The 18,582-nt window shown below is 38.2% G+C and carries 19 protein-coding genes; 7 read left to right on the forward strand and 12 right to left on the reverse strand.

Translation table 11 applies throughout. The features are described 5' to 3' along the window. Positions 1 to 192: 192 nt before the first annotated feature. The 8 genes from DNK84_RS14280 to cysS form a co-directional block, all read right to left on the reverse strand. On the reverse strand, positions 193 to 345 hold the full coding sequence (locus DNK84_RS14280; RefSeq protein WP_162902145.1) for a hypothetical protein: 153 nt from the start codon (positions 343 to 345) through the stop codon (positions 193 to 195). Continuing rightward, entirely contained in the window at positions 323 to 1,366 is a 1,044-nt protein-coding gene (locus tag DNK84_RS06625; RefSeq protein WP_119343762.1) for a hypothetical protein, read from the reverse strand. Before DNK84_RS06625 ends, DNK84_RS14280 begins: the two co-directional genes overlap by 23 nt. A 176-nt stretch (positions 1,367 to 1,542) precedes the next feature. Beyond that, a complete protein-coding gene (radA, locus tag DNK84_RS06630; RefSeq protein ID WP_119343763.1) occupies positions 1,543 to 2,883 on the reverse strand; it encodes a DNA repair protein RadA in 1,341 nt (446 codons plus the stop codon). A 20-nt stretch (positions 2,884 to 2,903) separates the two neighbouring features. Continuing rightward, on the reverse strand, positions 2,904 to 3,209 hold the full coding sequence (locus DNK84_RS06635; RefSeq protein ID WP_119343764.1) for a PilZ domain-containing protein: 306 nt from the start codon (positions 3,207 to 3,209) through the stop codon (positions 2,904 to 2,906). Between the two features lie 10 nt (positions 3,210 to 3,219). Further along, positions 3,220 to 3,819: a DedA family protein gene (locus DNK84_RS06640; RefSeq protein ID WP_162902278.1), complete on the reverse strand. Its 600-nt coding sequence runs from the start codon at positions 3,817 to 3,819 to the stop codon at positions 3,220 to 3,222. A 10-nt stretch (positions 3,820 to 3,829) separates the two neighbouring features. Continuing rightward, a complete protein-coding gene (gene aroC, locus DNK84_RS06645) occupies positions 3,830 to 4,891 on the reverse strand; it encodes a chorismate synthase (RefSeq protein WP_119343766.1) in 1,062 nt (353 codons plus the stop codon). Beyond that, the gene (gene prmB / locus DNK84_RS06650; protein ID WP_119343767.1) at positions 4,891 to 5,841 is read right to left on the reverse strand and encodes a 50S ribosomal protein L3 N(5)-glutamine methyltransferase; all 951 of its coding nucleotides are present in this window, start codon (positions 5,839 to 5,841) and stop codon (positions 4,891 to 4,893) included. The genes aroC and prmB overlap by 1 nt, the downstream gene beginning before the upstream one ends. A 2-nt stretch (positions 5,842 to 5,843) precedes the next feature. Then, positions 5,844 to 7,229 carry a cysteine--tRNA ligase gene (gene cysS / locus DNK84_RS06655; protein WP_456236413.1) on the reverse strand — a complete coding sequence of 462 codons (1,386 nt, stop codon included), beginning with the start codon at positions 7,227 to 7,229 and terminating at the stop codon, positions 5,844 to 5,846. 224 nt (positions 7,230 to 7,453) lie between these two features. Between cysS and gnd the strand changes: the two genes are divergently transcribed. Continuing rightward, positions 7,454 to 8,911: a decarboxylating NADP(+)-dependent phosphogluconate dehydrogenase gene (gene gnd / locus DNK84_RS06660; RefSeq protein WP_268876898.1), complete on the forward strand. Its 1,458-nt coding sequence runs from the start codon at positions 7,454 to 7,456 to the stop codon at positions 8,909 to 8,911. A gap of 103 nt (positions 8,912 to 9,014) precedes the next feature. On the opposite strand, the gene aroB is transcribed toward gnd, so the two are convergent. Together aroB and aroK are read right to left on the reverse strand one after the other, a co-directional pair. Then, positions 9,015 to 10,106 (reverse strand): 3-dehydroquinate synthase, encoded by a 1,092-nt coding sequence (aroB, locus tag DNK84_RS06665; protein ID WP_235826845.1) that lies wholly within the window; start codon positions 10,104 to 10,106, stop codon positions 9,015 to 9,017. After that, the gene (gene aroK / locus DNK84_RS06670) at positions 10,103 to 10,627 is read right to left on the reverse strand and encodes a shikimate kinase AroK (protein WP_119343769.1); all 525 of its coding nucleotides are present in this window, start codon (positions 10,625 to 10,627) and stop codon (positions 10,103 to 10,105) included. Before aroK ends, aroB begins: the two co-directional genes overlap by 4 nt. A 434-nt stretch (positions 10,628 to 11,061) precedes the next feature. Between aroK and lptF the strand changes: the two genes are divergently transcribed. The 6 genes from lptF to DNK84_RS06700 all read left to right on the forward strand — a co-directional run bounded on the left by lptF (position 11,062) and on the right by DNK84_RS06700 (position 16,891). Then, positions 11,062 to 12,141, forward strand: a complete 1,080-nt coding sequence (lptF, locus tag DNK84_RS06675) for an LPS export ABC transporter permease LptF (protein WP_119343770.1) — start codon at positions 11,062 to 11,064, stop codon at positions 12,139 to 12,141. Continuing rightward, positions 12,138 to 13,208 carry an LPS export ABC transporter permease LptG gene (gene lptG, locus DNK84_RS06680; protein WP_119343771.1) on the forward strand — a complete coding sequence of 357 codons (1,071 nt, stop codon included), beginning with the start codon at positions 12,138 to 12,140 and terminating at the stop codon, positions 13,206 to 13,208. Before lptF ends, lptG begins: the two co-directional genes overlap by 4 nt. After that, complete coding sequence (gene rsmD, locus DNK84_RS06685; RefSeq protein WP_119343772.1) at positions 13,208 to 13,783, forward strand: 16S rRNA (guanine(966)-N(2))-methyltransferase RsmD; 576 nt, start codon at positions 13,208 to 13,210, stop codon at positions 13,781 to 13,783. The genes lptG and rsmD overlap by 1 nt, the downstream gene beginning before the upstream one ends. A gap of 128 nt (positions 13,784 to 13,911) precedes the next feature. Next, on the forward strand, positions 13,912 to 14,580 hold the full coding sequence (locus tag DNK84_RS06690) for a trimeric intracellular cation channel family protein (RefSeq protein ID WP_235826846.1): 669 nt from the start codon (positions 13,912 to 13,914) through the stop codon (positions 14,578 to 14,580). A gap of 63 nt (positions 14,581 to 14,643) precedes the next feature. Beyond that, positions 14,644 to 16,005 (forward strand): adenylosuccinate lyase, encoded by a 1,362-nt coding sequence (purB, locus tag DNK84_RS06695; protein WP_119343774.1) that lies wholly within the window; start codon positions 14,644 to 14,646, stop codon positions 16,003 to 16,005. Between the two features lie 40 nt (positions 16,006 to 16,045). After that, positions 16,046 to 16,891 (forward strand): hypothetical protein, encoded by an 846-nt coding sequence (locus DNK84_RS06700; RefSeq protein WP_119343775.1) that lies wholly within the window; start codon positions 16,046 to 16,048, stop codon positions 16,889 to 16,891. 133 nt (positions 16,892 to 17,024) lie between these two features. On the opposite strand, the gene DNK84_RS06705 is transcribed toward DNK84_RS06700, so the two are convergent. Continuing rightward, positions 17,025 to 17,204, reverse strand: a complete 180-nt coding sequence (locus DNK84_RS06705) for a hypothetical protein (RefSeq protein ID WP_119343776.1) — start codon at positions 17,202 to 17,204, stop codon at positions 17,025 to 17,027. A 139-nt stretch (positions 17,205 to 17,343) separates the two neighbouring features. Beyond that, positions 17,344 to 18,567: an aminotransferase class V-fold PLP-dependent enzyme gene (locus DNK84_RS06710; protein WP_119343777.1), complete on the reverse strand. Its 1,224-nt coding sequence runs from the start codon at positions 18,565 to 18,567 to the stop codon at positions 17,344 to 17,346. Positions 18,568 to 18,582 lie beyond the last annotated feature (15 nt).

Consider the following 18,582-nt stretch of genomic DNA (forward strand, 5'->3'; position numbering starts at 1 on the left):
AGGCTCCAAGATAAGCATCAAGAAATAGCAAGGTTCTCCCACGTTCCAAAGATATCAGTTCATCGACCCGCTACGGACTCAGACCCCGGCACCTCCACGCATACTCGCCTTTACGTATTGCGTAGTGCTGATTTCAGGCAAATGAAAACCTTGATCAGGTGCGACGATGATATATTACGGGGCTCAATACCTTCACTTGCGTTGTGGCTGATAGACCGCCCTTACTACAGCTTCATAATGTTCGTTACCTTGCATTATGTGTAGTTCGGTTCCAGACTGGTGGCTAGCCTTTTTCTGGGCTGGATTGTCCAGCTTGATTGCCTTAGCTTTGCTTGGCGCACTCATAAAGCATCTTCTCTATTGAGTCTTCATTAATTACCAAGCTCCCTGATTTTTCGTATAAGTTAAAGGCAGCATCATATTTGTCTTGACCGTAACAATCGATCCATTCTTTAGAAATATCGAGTATGCCTTTTTCTTTGTTTTGATCTTTCTTTAATTTTGACAATTCAGTATACCTATCTAAGCCTTCTTTAAAATCTTTCAATAAACTTAACTTTTCGGTATCGCTTTCTAGAAATTTAATGTAATTTCCACTCGGATCTTTTATTTTTGTAGGATTGGGACAAAAATAAAATCCAACGTCTTCATGAAGCACATTTGATTTATCCAAAACGCCGGGAGTATCATCGTCATTGTCAAATTTTAATAATTTGTATAATAACGGATTTTTACCGCCTAATACATTAAATTCCATTTTATTATTTGTATCAAGACCTATAACATCCGCCATGTTTTTAAAAAATGCTGTTTCTAGTTTAGGCTTTATATCTGCATCAAAATAAAAACCGCCAAAGTGGGAAATAATAAATGGAATAAACTTATCCTTCATTAAAGCAAATAATTTATTTTCATTGGCTAACTGATAACAGAGTTTGATACTTTCAACGTTCTCTTTTAAAACTTTGCCGGAGTTATCACGATTTGCGATTTCATTAAGATATGTTTCTGCATTAATTATAATTATATAGCAACTCCTTCCTGAATCTAACAAACTGGAGTGAGGCTTCCAAAGAAGTTTACCTTCTGATTTTAAATCAGTTATTTTATTCAATTTTTCAATAGTGTTTCTTTTGATGTTATTTTCTTTTACCAATAAGTGATAAACTGGGTCGCCAATTGTAAGCGTCGCTTTATTTTTTTCGGACTCTATTTGCGTCTGCATTTCTTTAAACACAGAGTCATTTGTCCACAAGACAGGTACAAACTCTGTGTCTTTTAGATGTTGTGCCCAGTGTATAATATTTTTCTTCACCATATACGGAATTTTTCCGCCAGCCCAATAAAAATGTACGAAATTTGACATCACGATTACCCTTAAATAAATTTTGTGATTATTTTACTTTATAAAGACAAATAAATTTTCAGTGAAAATACCGATTTTTGTGGCGAAAGCTTTTTAACTTAGCAGATAATTTTATTGCTAGGTAAATTTGAATGTGTGAGATAACATTTAAATCCTTACTCATACCTGTTTAAAAATCAAACCAAAATATCTTTAATTTCTGCAAGCTTTGTAATACCGGTTACCTTGATACCAATCTCTTTTTTAGGCATATTATCTAATGGGACAATCGCGTGTTTAAAGCCATGTTTTTTTGCTTCATTAATCCGCTCAATACCATAAGGCACTGGACGAATTTCACCGGATAAGCCGACCTCACCCAAAATAATGCAATCCTTTGCAATCGGCTTATTGTAAAGACTTGATAAAATCACAGCAATAATGGCTAAATCAACACTTGTCTCGGTAACTTTAATCCCACCAACGATATTCATAAACACATCATAATCATTTAAATTCACCGATAAATGACGCTGCATTACTGCTAAAAGCATTGCTAAACGATTGGGATCAAGCCCAACGGCAAGCCTTCTTGGCTGACCAAAGCCATTTTCATTAACAAGTGCCTGTATCTCAGCCAATATGGGTCTTGAGCCTTCCCAAATGCTAATAATCACGCTGCCTGAAATATCATCTTGCGCACGGTTTAAAAATATTGCCGATGGGTTTTTGACCTCCTTCATTCCTCTATCAGTCATCGCAAAAACGCCCAATTCATTTACCGCACCAAAGCGGTTTTTCATCGCGCGGATCATTCGATATCGGCCATCACTTTGCCCTTCGATAAAAATCACGGTATCAACAATATGCTCAAGCACCCGGGGCCCTGCAACCTCACCAGATTTGGTCACATGTCCCACTAGAAAAACGGCGATATTTAGCCTTTTCGCAACCTGTGTTAACATGCTTGCAGACTCTCTGACTTGCGCCACACCACCTGCGGCAGATTGTAATGCCTGGATTTGCATGGTTTGGATTGAGTCAACCACCATGATTTGCGGGCGATGCTTTTCCATATATTGACAAATACTTTCGATATGTGTTTGGCTCATCATCATAAGCTTATCATTTGGCAATTGCATTCTTTTAGCACGCAAAGCAACCTGCTCCAAAGACTCTTCACCTGTGACATAAAGGCAATGATAGCTTTGTGATAACACTGCCATAATCTGCAATAAAATAGAAGATTTACCAATACCAGGATCCCCACCAATCAATATTACAGAACCAGGAACAACCCCACCACCTGCAACACGATCAAACTCAGCAAATGGCGTGATAATACGCGGATATTCTGCCAAAGAAACCTCATTGAGTTTTTGTACCTTAGCAACGCTACCAGCATAACCATGTGATTGAATAGAAGGCAAGCTTTCAATTAATGTATTCCACGCCAAGCATTCAGGACACTGGCCTTGCCATTTCGAACTCATCGCACCACAGGACTGGCAGCTATAAGCTGTTTTTACTTTTGCCATATTATTTCACAAAGTTATTCTTATTCATCATTCAAATGCCCGGTTAAATATTTTTCAATCGTCTGCTGCATACTTATACAGTCTTCACCAAAAAACTGGATACCAAAGTTAACCCTGCCTTGGAGTGTTTTAGCAGAGACCCAAACCACTTTTCCTTGACAACGCATTTCTTTTTTAAGCTCAGGAAAACTGATATTTAATATAACCTCTTCACCTAGCTCAAGCGAATTTACAACATGCACAAGCACTGCGCCTTGTTTGACAAAAGGCAAATAAACATCCAGTGCCTGCTGCTTTGACTCAATAATGAGATTTACTTCTTCCATATAGCCTTACTTATTTATCGTTGTGATAACCATGCTTTTTAAGAAAATACATAATCATGTAGATAATAGCAAAAATCACTGCAAATAACACGATTGTTGCGATGATCCAATGTTCTTTCGCAAAACTTGTCAATGATAATTTATCCAATAATAAATAGATTGCACTACCAAAATAATAACCACCTAGAATAAATATCAATACCCAAATAATCGCACCAATCAAATCAAATATAAAAAAGCGTATATTTGACATCTTAGACAGCCCTAGCGCAAAAGGAATGATGGTTCTAAGTCCATACGCAAAACGAAATCCCAGTACAAGCCAAAATCCATATCTATTTAGCATATAACTAATTCTTGCCACTTTTGGCTGCCAATTTGGTTTACGCATTAAAATTTTTGGCCCCAGAAACCGTCCTAAATAAAAGAAAAAACTGTCATGTAAAATACACCCAATAATGGATAACCCAATGATCAAGCTAAGATCCAACATCCCTGCTGCTGCGGCAACACCCCCTAATACAAGAAATGTTTCGCCCTCAATAATGGCTGCACCAAACATCAGCCAATATCCCCAGCTTTGAATTAAGGCAATATGCTCTGGTGACAAACCATTCCTCCTATTGGTTTTGTGCTTTATGGCGCAAATAATGATCAACCAAGACAAGTGCAAGCATTGCCTCAGCAATTGCAACACCTCGAATACCAACACATGGATCATGCCGCCCTTTGGTTACTACTTCAGTCGTATCTCCAGCCGTATTTACCGACTTTCCAGGAATTAAAATACTTGAGGTTGGTTTAAATGCAATACTTGCTTTAATCGCTTGGCCTGATGAAATCCCTCCTAATATACCACCGGCATGATTTGTTAAAAATCCATTCTCTGCTGTCATTTCATCACGATGCTCTGATCCTTTTTGGCAAACCACATCAAATCCATCACCAATTGCCACGGCTTTAACAGCATTAATACTCATCAATGCATGTGCAATTTCAGCATCAAGACGATCAAATACAGGCTCACCAAGCCCTATTGGTACATTTCTTGCAATCACATCAACTTTGGCACCTATTGAGTCCCCTTGCTTTCGAATACTTTGCATTAATGACTCAAGTGTGGGGATTTTATCAGGGTCAGCACAAAAAAACGGATTTTGGTCGATAAATGCATGATCTTTATAATCAAGCTTTACATCGCCGATTTGTGATACGTAGGCAAAAACTTCGATGCCTAATTTCACTTTCAACACCTTTTGCGCAATAGCACCTGCAGCAACGCGGATTGCTGTTTCTCTGGCAGATGAACGACCACCACCGCGATAATCGCGAAGCCCATATTTATGAAAATAGGTATAATCAGCGTGCCCTGGTCGAAACTTATCTTTTATTTCGCCATAATCCTTAGACTTTTGATCACAATTTTCAATTAAAAGACCGATAGGTGTGCCTGTTGTTTTACCTTCAAAGACACCCGAGAGAATTTTTATCGCATCGGGTTCTTTACGCTGAGTGGTAAATTTTGATTGCCCTGGTTTTCGCCGATCAAGCTGTTTTTGTATTTCTTGCTCGCTGATTTCTATCCCTGGCGGACACCCATCTATAATACCACCTAATGCCAGGCCGTGACTCTCACCAAAGCTTGTGATGCTAAAGAGTTTTCCAAAGGTATTTCCTGCCATTACTTCAAACCTTTTTCAAATTCAGATTGGTATTTAATAAGCTCCTTATAAGTAAGTAAAAACACACCATCACCACCATCTTCAAAACTAAGCCAGGTAAAAGGTACGCCAGGAAACTGTTCTTGCAGTGCATACTGGCTGTTTCCAACTTCTACGATTAACACACCATTTTCAGTTAAATACAAAGGCGCTTGTATTAAAATACGTCTTGTAATATCCAGCCCATCTTCACCTGATCCAAGTGCTAAAGCAGGCTCTTTTAAATATTCCGCAGGCATGCTTGATAAATCTTCCGCATCCACATAGGGCGGGTTAGAAATGATTAAATCAAACTTTGATTCTCCCAGATTTTCAAATAAATCAGATTGCACCACGCTGACACGGTCCTCTACTTCATGAAGCTGTATATTGCGTTTTGCAACCTCTAATGCTTCTTCAGATATATCGCTTAGTGCCACTTTGGCATGATCAAAGATATGAGCACACCCAATACCAATACAGCCACTTCCTGTGCACAAGTCCAAAACACGATGTATTTTTTGTGCATTTATCCAAGGGGTAAAGCCATTTCGAATAAGCTCGCCAATAGGTGAGCGTGGAATAATCACACGCTGATCAACGTAAAATTTCATCCCAGCAAAATATGCCGCTTTAGTAAGGTAAGGCAATGGCACACGATCAACCACACGGCGATAAACCCATTTGATAATTTTCTGCCGCTCAACGTGTGTAAGTTTCGCATCTAAAATACGTTCATCGATATCAAGCGGCAAATAAACAGCCTGCAACACTAGATGAACTGCCTCATCCCATGCTGAATCCGTGCCATGCCCGTAGTATAAGTTTGCCTCGGTAAAGCGACTGGTTGACCAGCGTAGATAATCACGAATTGTTTCTAAATCGCCAGCTAAGGCATCAACATTAATTTCTGCTTCAAATGATGTTTGCATAGTTATCCTCTTTTCCATGTTGTGCCATCAGGTGTATCTTCCAACACAATACCATACTCAGCAAGCGTGTTTCGGATATCATCCGCCTTCACCCAGTCTTTTTGTTTTTTTGCTGTCAAACGCTGATTGATCAATGTTTCAATTTCTGCCACCTCTATCGCACCTTCTTTTGTCACATCGGCAAAATATGATTGTGCATCGTGTTTTAAAAGCCCTAATACGCTGGCCAGTTTATGTAGTAAATTCGCATACAAACGAGCATCTGACATATTCATCTGACGCATTTTATTCACCTCTTTGGCTAATGTGAATAAAACACTTATTGCCTCAGGCGTATTAAAATCATTATCCATGGCAGAGGTAAACGCATCAAGGTATTTATCGGCATCCTTTGGCATATCATCAGTGATCTCAAGTCCACGTATTGCTGTATATAAGCGCTCAATTGACGCCTTTGCATGCACTAAATTCTCCTGAGAGTAATTAATCTCACTGCGATATTGCCCAAAGACGAGAAAAAAACGAATGACTTCTGGATGATATTGTTTGAGCACATCTTTAATTGTAAAAAAGTTATTCAGTGATTTTGACATCTTCTCAGCATTAACCTGTACCATTCCTGAATGCATCCAATAGTTTGCAAAAGCGCAATGATTCGCTGCTTCAGATTGCGCAATTTCATTTTCATGGTGTGGAAAACGCAAATCAGAACCACCACCATGAATATCAAAGTGCGCACCAAGTATTTTTTTTGACATTGCCGAGCATTCAATATGCCAACCAGGTCTTCCTTGTCCCCAAGGTGATGGCCAACTGGGCTCACCAGGCTTAGAAGCCTTCCAAAGCACGAAATCCAATGGATTTTCTTTGTATGTATCAACTTCAATGCGCGCACCTGCCTGAAGATTATCTAAGTTTTGCTTACTTAGCTTTCCATACTCTGCAAATTTTTTCACCCGATAATAAACATCACCATTATCCGCCTTATATGCATATCCTTTATCAACCAGGGTTTGAATCATCTGACACATTTCATCAATCATTTCTGTTGCGCGTGGATCAAAGTCAGGGCGCAAGATGTTCAAGCGATCAAAATCTTCATACATGCTCTCGATTGTGCGAGCAACCAACTGGTCAGTTGTTTCATTATTTTCTCTCGCACGATTGATAATTTTATCATCAACATCTGTGATATTACGTACAAAAGTCACATCAAATCCACGAAAACGAAAATAGCGGACGATGACATCAAAGGCAACATTTGTTCTTGCATGACCAATATGACAATCATCATAAACCGTCATACCACAAACATACATACGAATCTTATTTGGTTGTATCGGCTTGAAGACTTCCTTTTGATTGGTCAATGAATTATATACGTAAATGGCCATGCCTTATCTATTTTATCTATTTTTTAATATGCATTATCTTAACACCCAAACCCCATGGTTTGAACTATTTTCTAAGGGTTTTGCTCGCTGTGATTTTTTATCTACCTTAAGATAAAGTGCTTGCTAACAGACTGAATTTATGCAATATCGCTTTATCTTGTATCAATAAAACATTACAATGCAAAGCAAGATGAGATGATGAATAAAAGGAGCGCTGCGTGCACAACGTAGAATTCGCGGATATTGCTGTTGTAGGTTTAGCCGTAATGGGGCAAAACCTGATCCTTAATATGAATGACCATGGTTTTAAAGTCGTGGCTTTTAATCGAACAACTTCAAAGGTTGATGAATTTTTACAAAATAATGCTAAAGGCACAAATATTGTTGGCGCCAATAGTATTGAAGATATGCTGAGCAAACTTAAAAAACCTCGCCGAGTAATGCTTATGGTAAAGGCCGGTGAAGTTGTTGATCAATTTATCGATGCATTATTGCCGCATCTTGATCAAGGTGATATTATCATTGATGGTGGCAACTCAAACTTCAACGATACTGAACGTCGTGTTAATAACTTGCAGCAAAAAGGTATTAACTATCTTGGCGTTGGTGTATCAGGCGGTGAAGAAGGCGCAAGATTTGGGCCTTCATTAATGCCAGGCGGTATGACAGAGGCCTGGGATAGCGTTAAACACATATTCCAGGCGATTGCTGCAAAAACATTAAAAGGTGAAGCCTGTTGTCAATGGGTTGGCAGCGGTGGTGCTGGGCATTTTGTGAAAATGGTACACAATGGCATTGAATATGGTGATATGCAGTTAATATGCGAAGCCTATCATTTTATGAGACAAGTGCTTGGCATGAGCAATAGAGAACTTTCTGATACATTTGGCAGATGGAATCAAACAAACCTTAACAGTTATCTGATTGAAATCACGGCAAATATTTTTAATTTTACAGATGAACATGGCTATGTTGTGGATCGTATCTTGGATACCGCTGGCCAAAAAGGTACAGGGAAATGGACAGCAATTAATGCGCTTGAATTAGGTGAACCTGTAAGCCTTATTGCTGAAAGTGTCTTTGCACGTTATATATCCGCACAAAAATCTGCACGCACGCATGCTGAAACAATCTATGGAGAAAAAGAGCATAAGACAATTGAAGCTTCTTCGGAAATATTACATGATCTGCAGCAGACTTTACTGTTTGCAAAGATCATCTCTTATACACAAGGTTATATGTTAATGCAGCAAGCCTCAAAAGTACATAACTGGTCACTTAATTATGGCGATATTGCCTTAATGTGGCGAGAAGGCTGTATTATCCGAAGCGTATTTTTAGAAAAGATAAAAGCCGCCTTTGACCACAACCCACAGCTTGAGAATTTACTGTTTGATGACTATTTTAAAGGCTTAATTCAACAATCACTGTCAAGTGTACGTAATATTGCAGCAAAAGGAATTACCTTTGGAATTCCAATGCCAGCAATAACTGCAGCGATAAGCTTCTTTGACAGCTTTACTACAAAAAGACTACCTGCAAATCTCTTACAAGCACAGCGCGATTATTTTGGTGCACACACCTATGAGGAAGTGAACAAGCCACGCGGTGAGTTCTATCATACCGACTGGATTGGCTCTAACAGTAATGTTTCATCAACAAGTTATACGGATTAATCTTAATATTAGCAAGCAGACCCCTCAAGACTTATAGAGGATCACCTGTTACCACATGTCATACAAGGAGTGTAAGATGAAAAAACTAGTTAGTTAAAGACTGCTAGCCTTGTTTATTGTCTTGTAAAAAAGTCTGCAACATATCAAGCGAAATAGAGCGATCAACCTTTGCCTGACCAATTTTATCTAATAACACAAACGTAATATTATCACTCATGTTTTTCTTATCGCGTTTCATCGCAGCAATTAATGCACTTGGCTTAATATCTTCTGGCAGATCAGTCGGCACAGAAAACAGTTGCAATAAACGCACAATTTCATCAACCGTACTTTGATTAATATAACCAAGATAATGTGAGAACTTCGCCGCTATTGCAATGCCGACCCCCACTGCTTCTCCATGCCTAAGGCCATGGTATTGCTGGTAGCATTCTATACCATGGCCAAATGTATGACCAAGATTCAGTAATGCCCTTATATCTGTCGCCTCCATTTCATCCATTGCAACGACTTTAGCTTTGATTGCACAACTTTTTGCGATCATCTGGCTAATCGTATCTGGTGTGAGTGCCATAATATCCAAATGATGTGATTTCAACCAATAAAAAAACGCTTCATCAATAATACATCCATATTTTATCACCTCAGCAAGCCCTGCAATAAACTCACGCTTTGGCAAGGTTTTTAATACTTCTGTCGCTGTATAAACAATCTTTGGCTGAAAAAAAGCACCAATCATGTTTTTACCCAATCTATGATTAATCGCAGTTTTCCCACCTACAGAAGAATCTACTTGCGCCAAAAGTGTTGTTGGAACCTGAAGAACTTCAACACCACGCTGATAGGTTGCAGCTGCAAATCCAGTGATATCACCAACTACCCCGCCACCAAGCGCAATTAAAACGCATTTTCTTGTATAATTATTCTCTAACAAGACTTCATATATTTTATCTAAGCTTTTGGCAGACTTATACATCTCACCATCTTCTAAAATGCAGAAATTCAGACATTTAGTGTATGGTTGAATCGCTTGTGAAAGCATCTTAAGATAAAGTGGTGCAACTGTCTTATTGGTTACGACAAGCACCTGTTTATTTTGGCTATATGGAATAAGATAAGAAAAATCTATTTTCTCAGAAATAACAATATCATAACTTGGCTTACCTTTTGGATGAACCAAGACTTTATTAATCACACTGCCTCTTCCATTAACAGGTTAGTGATTTTTTGCACTACATTGCGCACTGTTGTTTCACTTGTTTCAATTGTAATATCCGCAATCTCCTGATATAAGGGCTCACGTTCAGCCAGCAGTTTTTTTAACTGTGCTTCTTTATCATCAACCTGCAACAATGGGCGCTTCTTATCTTTGGCGGTTCTTTCTAGCTGCTGCTCAATTGATGCCTGAAGATAGACAACTTTACCACGTGAAGACAATAAAGTCCTGTTCTCAGGCAATAAGATTGCACCACCGCCGGTTGCAAGCACAATCCCCTGACGTGTTGCCAGATCACTTAAAACTTCTTGTTCTCTTTTACGAAAACCTTCTTCTCCCTCTATATCGAATATCCAGTCAATATCAACACCACAGCGTTGCTCAATTTCTCGATCTGAATCAACAAAATCAAGCTTTAACTCACTTGCTAATTGACGACCAATTGTACTTTTTCCCGCACCCACAGGACCAATTAAGAAAACATTCTGTGTGATAATCATATTTCTCTACATTATAATTTTGAATTCAACACAAGACCGAGTCTATACCACATTGCCACCAAGCCCCTGCTCAAGATGGCGACTTTAACAAGCAAATGAAGCGCCCCTGGAAAATAAGCAGGCAAGCATCACTTAACATACTAGCCTTCTGTTTCAACCAGCAGTAAGTGTCATTTGCAACTTGTGATAAAATACACAAAATTCCCTTTATTCGCAAGCATTATCGGTTGTAATCTTATTAACAGGACAAAAATCTTGCCCTATTGAAAAAGATTATGATAAAAACACTGTTTTTTTGCCATATTCCTGTAAAATAATCCAAAAAGTGAATAACAGTCAAAGCATTGAGAAGCTAAAAAACTTATACACCTGTAAATTGCTTTACGGCGTTTTGTTTTTAGGGCAGTGCTTTAAGACAATATAAAGGTGATCCATTGATTTTATTGCGTTATTTAAACCGTGAGCTGATGAACACGATGATGGCGATTATTTTTATTCTCCTTATTATTGTTATCAGCAACATGTTTGTCCGCTATCTTTCTATTGTATCTGGCGGCAATATTGAAGCCAACGCTATTTTTAAATATATTTCAGTCATGCTGCCAAAGTATATTGCTTACCTTTTGCCCATCAGCTTCTTTTTTGCAATTTTACTGGTCTATGGGAAGCTTTTTTCTAACAATGAGCTTACCGTTACATTTGCTTGTGGGACAAGCTGGTTTCGTATACTAAAAATCATATTAATCCCAGCAGTAAGCCTTTTTGTGATTGAATGTGCCCTAACACTTTTTGTTTTGCCCAAGATGGATCAAAGTTATTTTCTGGTACAAAAAACGACAACAAAGGATTCGCTTGTCAGTTTTATTCAACCTGGAAAAATCATCCCCTTTAACGATGGTAAACAAGTTGTTTACACTAAATCCACTGATAGCGATGGCACGATGCATGATATCTTTATTTATCAGCAACAACCTAACCAGGGCAGTGTCATCGTGACTGCACCCACAGGATTTGCAGAGACACGGCCTGATGATAATCAGTATTTTATCCTTCAAAATGGTGCTTATTACAAAGTGAAATCAGGTAGCGCTGAAGTTCAAAAAGGTACTTTTAAGCAAGCAGAACAGTTTATCTCTGGTAAAGTCACCCTTGGCACAAATACATCTATTGATTCTGTTCCAACCTCAAAACTTCTTAGCAGCGATAATTTACAATACAAAGCAGAGTTTCAATGGCGATTAAGCTTTCCTTTAGCAATTCTTGTTTCGATGCTTATCGCACTTGTCATGAGCAAAATGCGCCCTCGACAAAACCGCTATAGCAAAATCATCCCTGCTTTGCTTATTTTTATTATTTACTTTAACTTTTTATCACTGTCAAAATCCTGGATAATTAATGGCACCATCCCCGCCTGGGTTGGTTTGTGGTGGGTTCATATTGTCTTTGCAGGTATTATGCTTATTGTCTTAAAGCGTTATAACGGCGCAATTGGCTTTAAAGGAGAAAAAGCATGAGAAAGCTTACACTTTATGTGGCATCAACCGTGCTTTATACCTCTTTTATCATGATCCTGGCCTTAACATCTATTTTCTTTATCTTTACTTATATTTCAGAAGCAAAGAATATTGGCCAAGGAAGCTACACTGCATTAACAGCCTTTTTATATGTTTTGTATGACGCCCCTGCTAACATCTATCTTATCATGCCTGTTTGTGCCCTTTTAGGCGGGTTGATGGGATTGGGTCTACTTGCAAACAACAGTGAGCTAATTGTTATGCGTGCCGCAGGGCAGTCCATCACCCAGATTGCCAAAGGGGTACTTTTGGCTGCCAGCATCTTGGCGATATTCACTTTTTTAACAGGTGCTTATTTCGCGCCATATTTCCAAAAAAAGGCCGAGGTAAATAAAACACTTGCCACAGGTGGTAATGAAACGCTTGTATTATATGACACACAATCACTGTGGATACGAGAAGGTGATACTTTTATTCATGTTGGCAAAAATGACACTGATGGAACTTTATCAAATATTACACGTTACAAAATTGATAATAATACGCTTAAGAGTATTTCGCATGGCCAAACTGCTGTGTATCAGGACGATGTCTGGCATGTTAGCAACATTACCACCACTGATATTAAATCGGATAACATTGTCACAAAAACCGATAAATTACAGCAATGGCAAAATCTTTTGCCACCATCTTTGTTAAAAATTATCACCTCAAACACAGATTTTCTAAATCTTAATGAATTGATTGATTACATCAAAGCAAATAAAGAAGGCCAACAAAGCGCTAATCGAATCTGGCTAAAGTTCTGGCAAATTTTTTTCCAACCTTTATCGTTATTAATTTTAATGCTTATTGCCGTCCCCTTCTCTTTAGGTTCAATGCGTTCAAGCGCTATTGGTTATAAATTTATTATTGGCATGCTGTTTGGCTTTTCATTTTATATTATCAACCAAACCTTTGGCCCCTTTAGTCTCGTATATAACCTACCGGCTTTTTGGGGTGCCGCCATTCCAAGTATATTATTTTTAAGTATTCTCATTGTGCTATTTTGGAAAATGAAAGAATAATGACAACAAAAAAGCCCACCGCATATAACAATCAATTACGCATTATTGCAGGAAAACTAAAGGGACGAAAAATCAGTTTTGCTGATAATATTGATGGACTACGCCCGACAGCAGATCGCATTAGAGAAACCGTATTTAACTGGCTAATGGGATATGTTATTAATGCTAACTGTCTGGATGCATTTGCCGGCAGTGGCGCTTTGGGACTTGAAGCACTTTCCCGAGGTGCCAAACACTGCCTGTTTCTTGAGAAATCACCAAAAGCACTGCATCAAATTAAAGCGCATTGTGAAGCTTTTAATCTTACCAATACAGCCATCAAGCAAGATGATGCTATTTCATGCCTTAATCGCGCGAAAGGTTATGATATTATTTTCCTTGACCCGCCTTTTGCCAGCGACTTGCTTGAAAGCGCCTTAATCGCAATTAGTAACAACGCATGCATATCAGAAAAAACACTGATTTATATTGAGGCACCAAAGAAACTGGACACCGAAATCTTAACACACTTTTCTATTGTCAAATCGAAAACAGCTGGTGATGTCTTTTTTGCACTATTACAGAAAAATGTATAATAAAGCATCACGAATATATTTACTTTATCTAACAATTCGCTATCATAACTGCATTTGATTTCACACGCTTTTGTCAAGGTATAAAATACAACACAAAACAAGCGTCACAAACAATAAGCAAAAACCATATGATGAGCTTTTTGGTAAATAAAGTCTTTATATTTCAAATCTTATATATTGTCGGGATTAGTGCCGAAAGCATGTCTGGCACCATTTCAGCCGGACGTAAAAACATGGATTTATTTGGTGTGATCACAATTGCAACCATTACCGCCTTAGGCGGTGGAACGGTGCGCGATGTGTTACTTGGACATTACCCGCTTACCTGGGTTGGACATCCTGAGTATATTGTTATTACGTTTTTGGCCTCAGCAATTGCCATGATGATCGCACAACATATTATAAAACTTCATAAGTTTTTTCTTATCGTCGATGCGCTTGGGCTTGTTACGTTTGCCTATTTAGGCAGCGATATTGGTTTTCATATTGCTTTAAATGCTGTCTCGCCTCAATTTCAACTTATTGGCAGCATGATTGTTGCTGTATTAATGGCGATTATCACCGGTATTTCAGGAGGTGTTCTACGTGATGTTTTATGTAATGATATGCCACTTGTCTTCCAAGCAGAGCTTTATGCAATTGTTGCGGCCATCGTTGGCGTATTACACACATTCACCATGATATTGAACATTGACAACCTTGTAACTGCGATCTTAATCATTCTTTTTGGCTTTATTATTCGCCTGTGTGCTATTTTTAGAAATTGGCATTTACCTAAAATAAAATATTTTACCTAACATTTTTATATTTTTTTGGTACAATCAAATCACTTTTGACTTACTAAAAACACTAAGAGCGCCATGCAATCTATTTTTTGCCTGTCCCCAGTTGATGGTCGTTATGCAAATAAAGCCGATCCACTTCGTCATTTGCTCAGTGAATATGGGTTGATTCACTTTCGAGTTAACGTTGAAATCAAATGGCTACAGCACTTGGCAAACTTGCCTGAAATCAATGAAGTCGCTGCTTTATCAAATAAAGCCAAACAAATACTTGATGACATTATCCTTCGGTTTAATGATAAGGACGCACTTCGTATCAAGGAGATTGAGAAGACAACAAACCATGATATGAAAGCCGTTGAATACTTCATTAAGGAAAAAATCTCAAATCATGAAGAGTTAAGTCGCTTAAGTGAATTTATCCACTTTGCCTGCACCTCAGAAGATATTAACAATCTTGCCTACGGTTTGATGCTGAAAAAATCAATTAATGAAGTGATTGAGCCTGAACTTTGCATTATCTATCAGGCCTTAAAAAAATTAGCGCATGATTTTCAAGATCAACCCATGTTATCACGAACACATGGTCAACCAGCATCGCCCACAACGCTTGGCAAAGAAATCGCGAATTTTGCTTATCGTCTTAAGCGCCAATTAAAACAATTAGATAATCTTGAATACTTAGGCAAAATAAATGGTGCTGTCGGGAATTTTAATGCCCATGTCATCGCTTATCCAGAAATTGACTGGCCACAAGTAGCGCAAAGTTTTGTAGAAGCATTAGGGCTCACCTACAACCCCTTAACCACACAAATTGAACCACATGATTATATCGCCGAATGCTTTGATTGCATCTGTCGTATTAATACAATTTTAATTGATTTTAATCGTGATATCTGGGGTTATATTGCACTGAACTACTTTAAACAAAAAACAATTGCCGAAGAAATTGGCTCATCGACAATGCCACATAAAGTCAATCCAATTGATTTTGAAAATGCCGAAGGCAACTTAGGCGTTGCAAACAGTCTGCTAAATCACTTATCTGGAAAACTTCCCATCTCTCGCTGGCAACGTGATTTGACAGATTCAACAGCGCTTCGCAACATGGGCACTGGCATTGCCCATAGCTTAATTGCTTATCAGTCGATGCTAAAGGGTATTGGCAAACTTGAGCTAAATCGCCAACCTATTTTAGCGGATTTAAAAGACAATATTGAAGTACTAGGTGAAGCCGTACAAACAGTAATGCGCCGCTATGGGATTGAAAAACCCTATGAAAAACTTAAAACATTAACGCGCGGAAAACGCATTACCTTGCAGGATTTATCAGACTTTATTGATCAACTGGCTTTACCAAAAGAAGTCAAAGCGACGTTAAAGTCCCTCACCCCGGCAAATTATATTGGCGTGGCTGAGAAATTAATACATAACGACTAAAAGCAAAAATAAAGATATAGCAAGTTAAAAAGGATAGTTTATGCAAACAACAAAAGAAGACGATCTTATCAGCATCAGTGATCTTATAGTTATCATTATAAAACATTTTAAACTTTGGCTGACACTTTTCATAATTGGCACCATATCAAGTATCACGCTTGGGGTTTTACATAAAGATAGCTATGAATACAGTGTTGCTATATCAGGCCCGACCTATATAGAAAATGGGGAAATTAGGAATGTTATTGCTAATAGCATATTACAGAAATTTTTAAACGTTTACTTCAATCAGTTTCAACTTGAGAACAGGCATGACTTCAGCCAAAAACTCAAACTTGATACAGAAAAAATGCAAATATCAGCAAAAGCCAACAAAAGCCAGCAAGCACAATTCTCTGAAAGCGTTGAGCAGTTTACTCATTATGTTACCAACCAAGAAGGCTACCAGAGTCGTATTAAAAACTGGACAACAAACATTAAATTTAATATTGAGCGACTAAATCAGCAAAATACAAGGTATGCTGATTATGTAAAAAGCTTTCAGGACAACATGGGTAAACTCACTAGTAACAGTGACCTATCTAACCTTAACGGGCAAGTGTTACTCAACAATCTATCCAACACGATTATCAACTACCAAAACAGCATATTAAGCAATAATTTGAGAATTCAAAACTATCAATCTCAACTGCAATCTTTACAAAGTGATGTAAGCACTTTTGGCGGGGTAACTGTTTCATTGGCGCCAGTTGGTTTAACAACAAGCGTAATTATCGCCTTAGGCATTATGCTTTCGTTAATTCTGGCTTGTGCTGTGGTGTTTATTATAGCGTTTTGCCGCAATACTAAAAAAGAGATCTGTGATAAACTCAATCAAAACACATAGTTTCTGCTTTAAGATGCACACTTACAAATGTTTTCTTTTAGGGTAGATACACAATCAGGTAAGGAGAAACGCTTGCTGAATCCCTGCCATGCAAGCGTGACGGCACCTAGAAATAAAACATGTAACGTCATAATTAAAAATCACTGCTTGTAATTAATGATATCTCATTTGATTGCAGCAAGCTTTGCTGATATGTTTTGTTTGTTGAACTTGCGACAAAATCTTGATTTTGTGCATAACCCACATTTAAGCTCCCCAGTAAAAACATCGATAGTAAGCTAATACTTATCATACGCGTTAACCATTTTTTCATGACAGACTCCTCAAATATTTTAAGATTTTACCAGCAACATTCATTAAATAAATGACGTTGTATTGGTAAGTCTATCAAGCAAATACTTAAAGAAAGCTTAAGGGAAAAGCACTTATTAAAACGTACAAGAGAGCAAACACTATGCCAACATTTTTATTGCTTTGTTTAACGCAGATACCAATTTATCAGCATCACTTAATGTATTATAAATACCAAATGATGCGCGAACGGTTGATTTTACACCAAAGCGCGTCATTAAAGGCTGTGCACAATGGTGCCCAGTGCGAACACAAACACCCGATAAATCCAACAACATACCCAGATCATTTGCATGAAAACCTTCAATGATAAAGGTTATTACAGAAGCCTTATGCTTACTTTCACCTAAAATTTTCAACCCCGGGATTGTCTTTAGCATCTGTGTTGCCTTATCCAATAATTGCTGCTCATGGTTCTGCAAAGAGAGAATATCAATTGCTGAGATATATTCAATCGCCTTTGCCAAACCAATCACACCAATAATATCAGGTGTCCCTGCCTCAAATTTATAAGGTGCATCTGCAAAGATCGTTTCTTGCAAACTCACCTCTTTTATCATGTCGCCACCACCCTGGTAAGGCATCATCATCTCATGCCATTTCTTTTTCGCATACAAAACACCAGTTCCTGTTGTACCATACAGTTTATGCGCAGAGAAAACAAAAAAATCACAATCCAGCTCTACCACATCAATACGCTGATGCACAACAGATTGCGCACCATCGACCAAAACTGCGATATCAGGACATAGTTCTTTGACTGTTTGAATAATAGCTTTGACAGGATTAATGGTGCCAAGCACATTTGAGCAATGCGTTAACGCCAGCATTTTTGTTTTTTTTGTCACCAGTGATGGTAGCTTATCTAACATAAGCTCGCCTTCATCTGTAACTGGGATATACTTTATTGTTAACTGCTTACGCTTTGCAATAAGCTGCCATGGTACAATATTCGCGTGATGCTCCATTTCTGTTAGCAAAATCTCATCACCAGGTTGAAACAAAGTATCTAATAAAGAAAATGCGACCAGATTAATCGCCTCGGTTGTGCCTTTGGTGAAGATAACTTCTTCAAAATAGGTTGCATGAATAAATTTCTGAACAGTTTTACGTGCGCCTTCATATTTTTCTGTCGCCTGATCACTTAATGTATACACACCTCGATGCACATTGGCGTAATTATTGGTATAGCTTTCTGTTACCGCATCAATAACGACTTGTGGCTTTTGTGCCGAAGCTGCCGTATCTAAAAAAACAACGGGTTTGCCATGTATGGTTTGCCTTAAAAAAGGGAAATCCTGCCTTATTTTTTCTATATCAAACATCAAAATAGTAATCAG

Source organism: Facilibium subflavum (assembly GCF_003574485.1).
Taxonomy (GTDB): domain Bacteria; phylum Pseudomonadota; class Gammaproteobacteria; order Francisellales; family Francisellaceae; genus Facilibium; species Facilibium subflavum.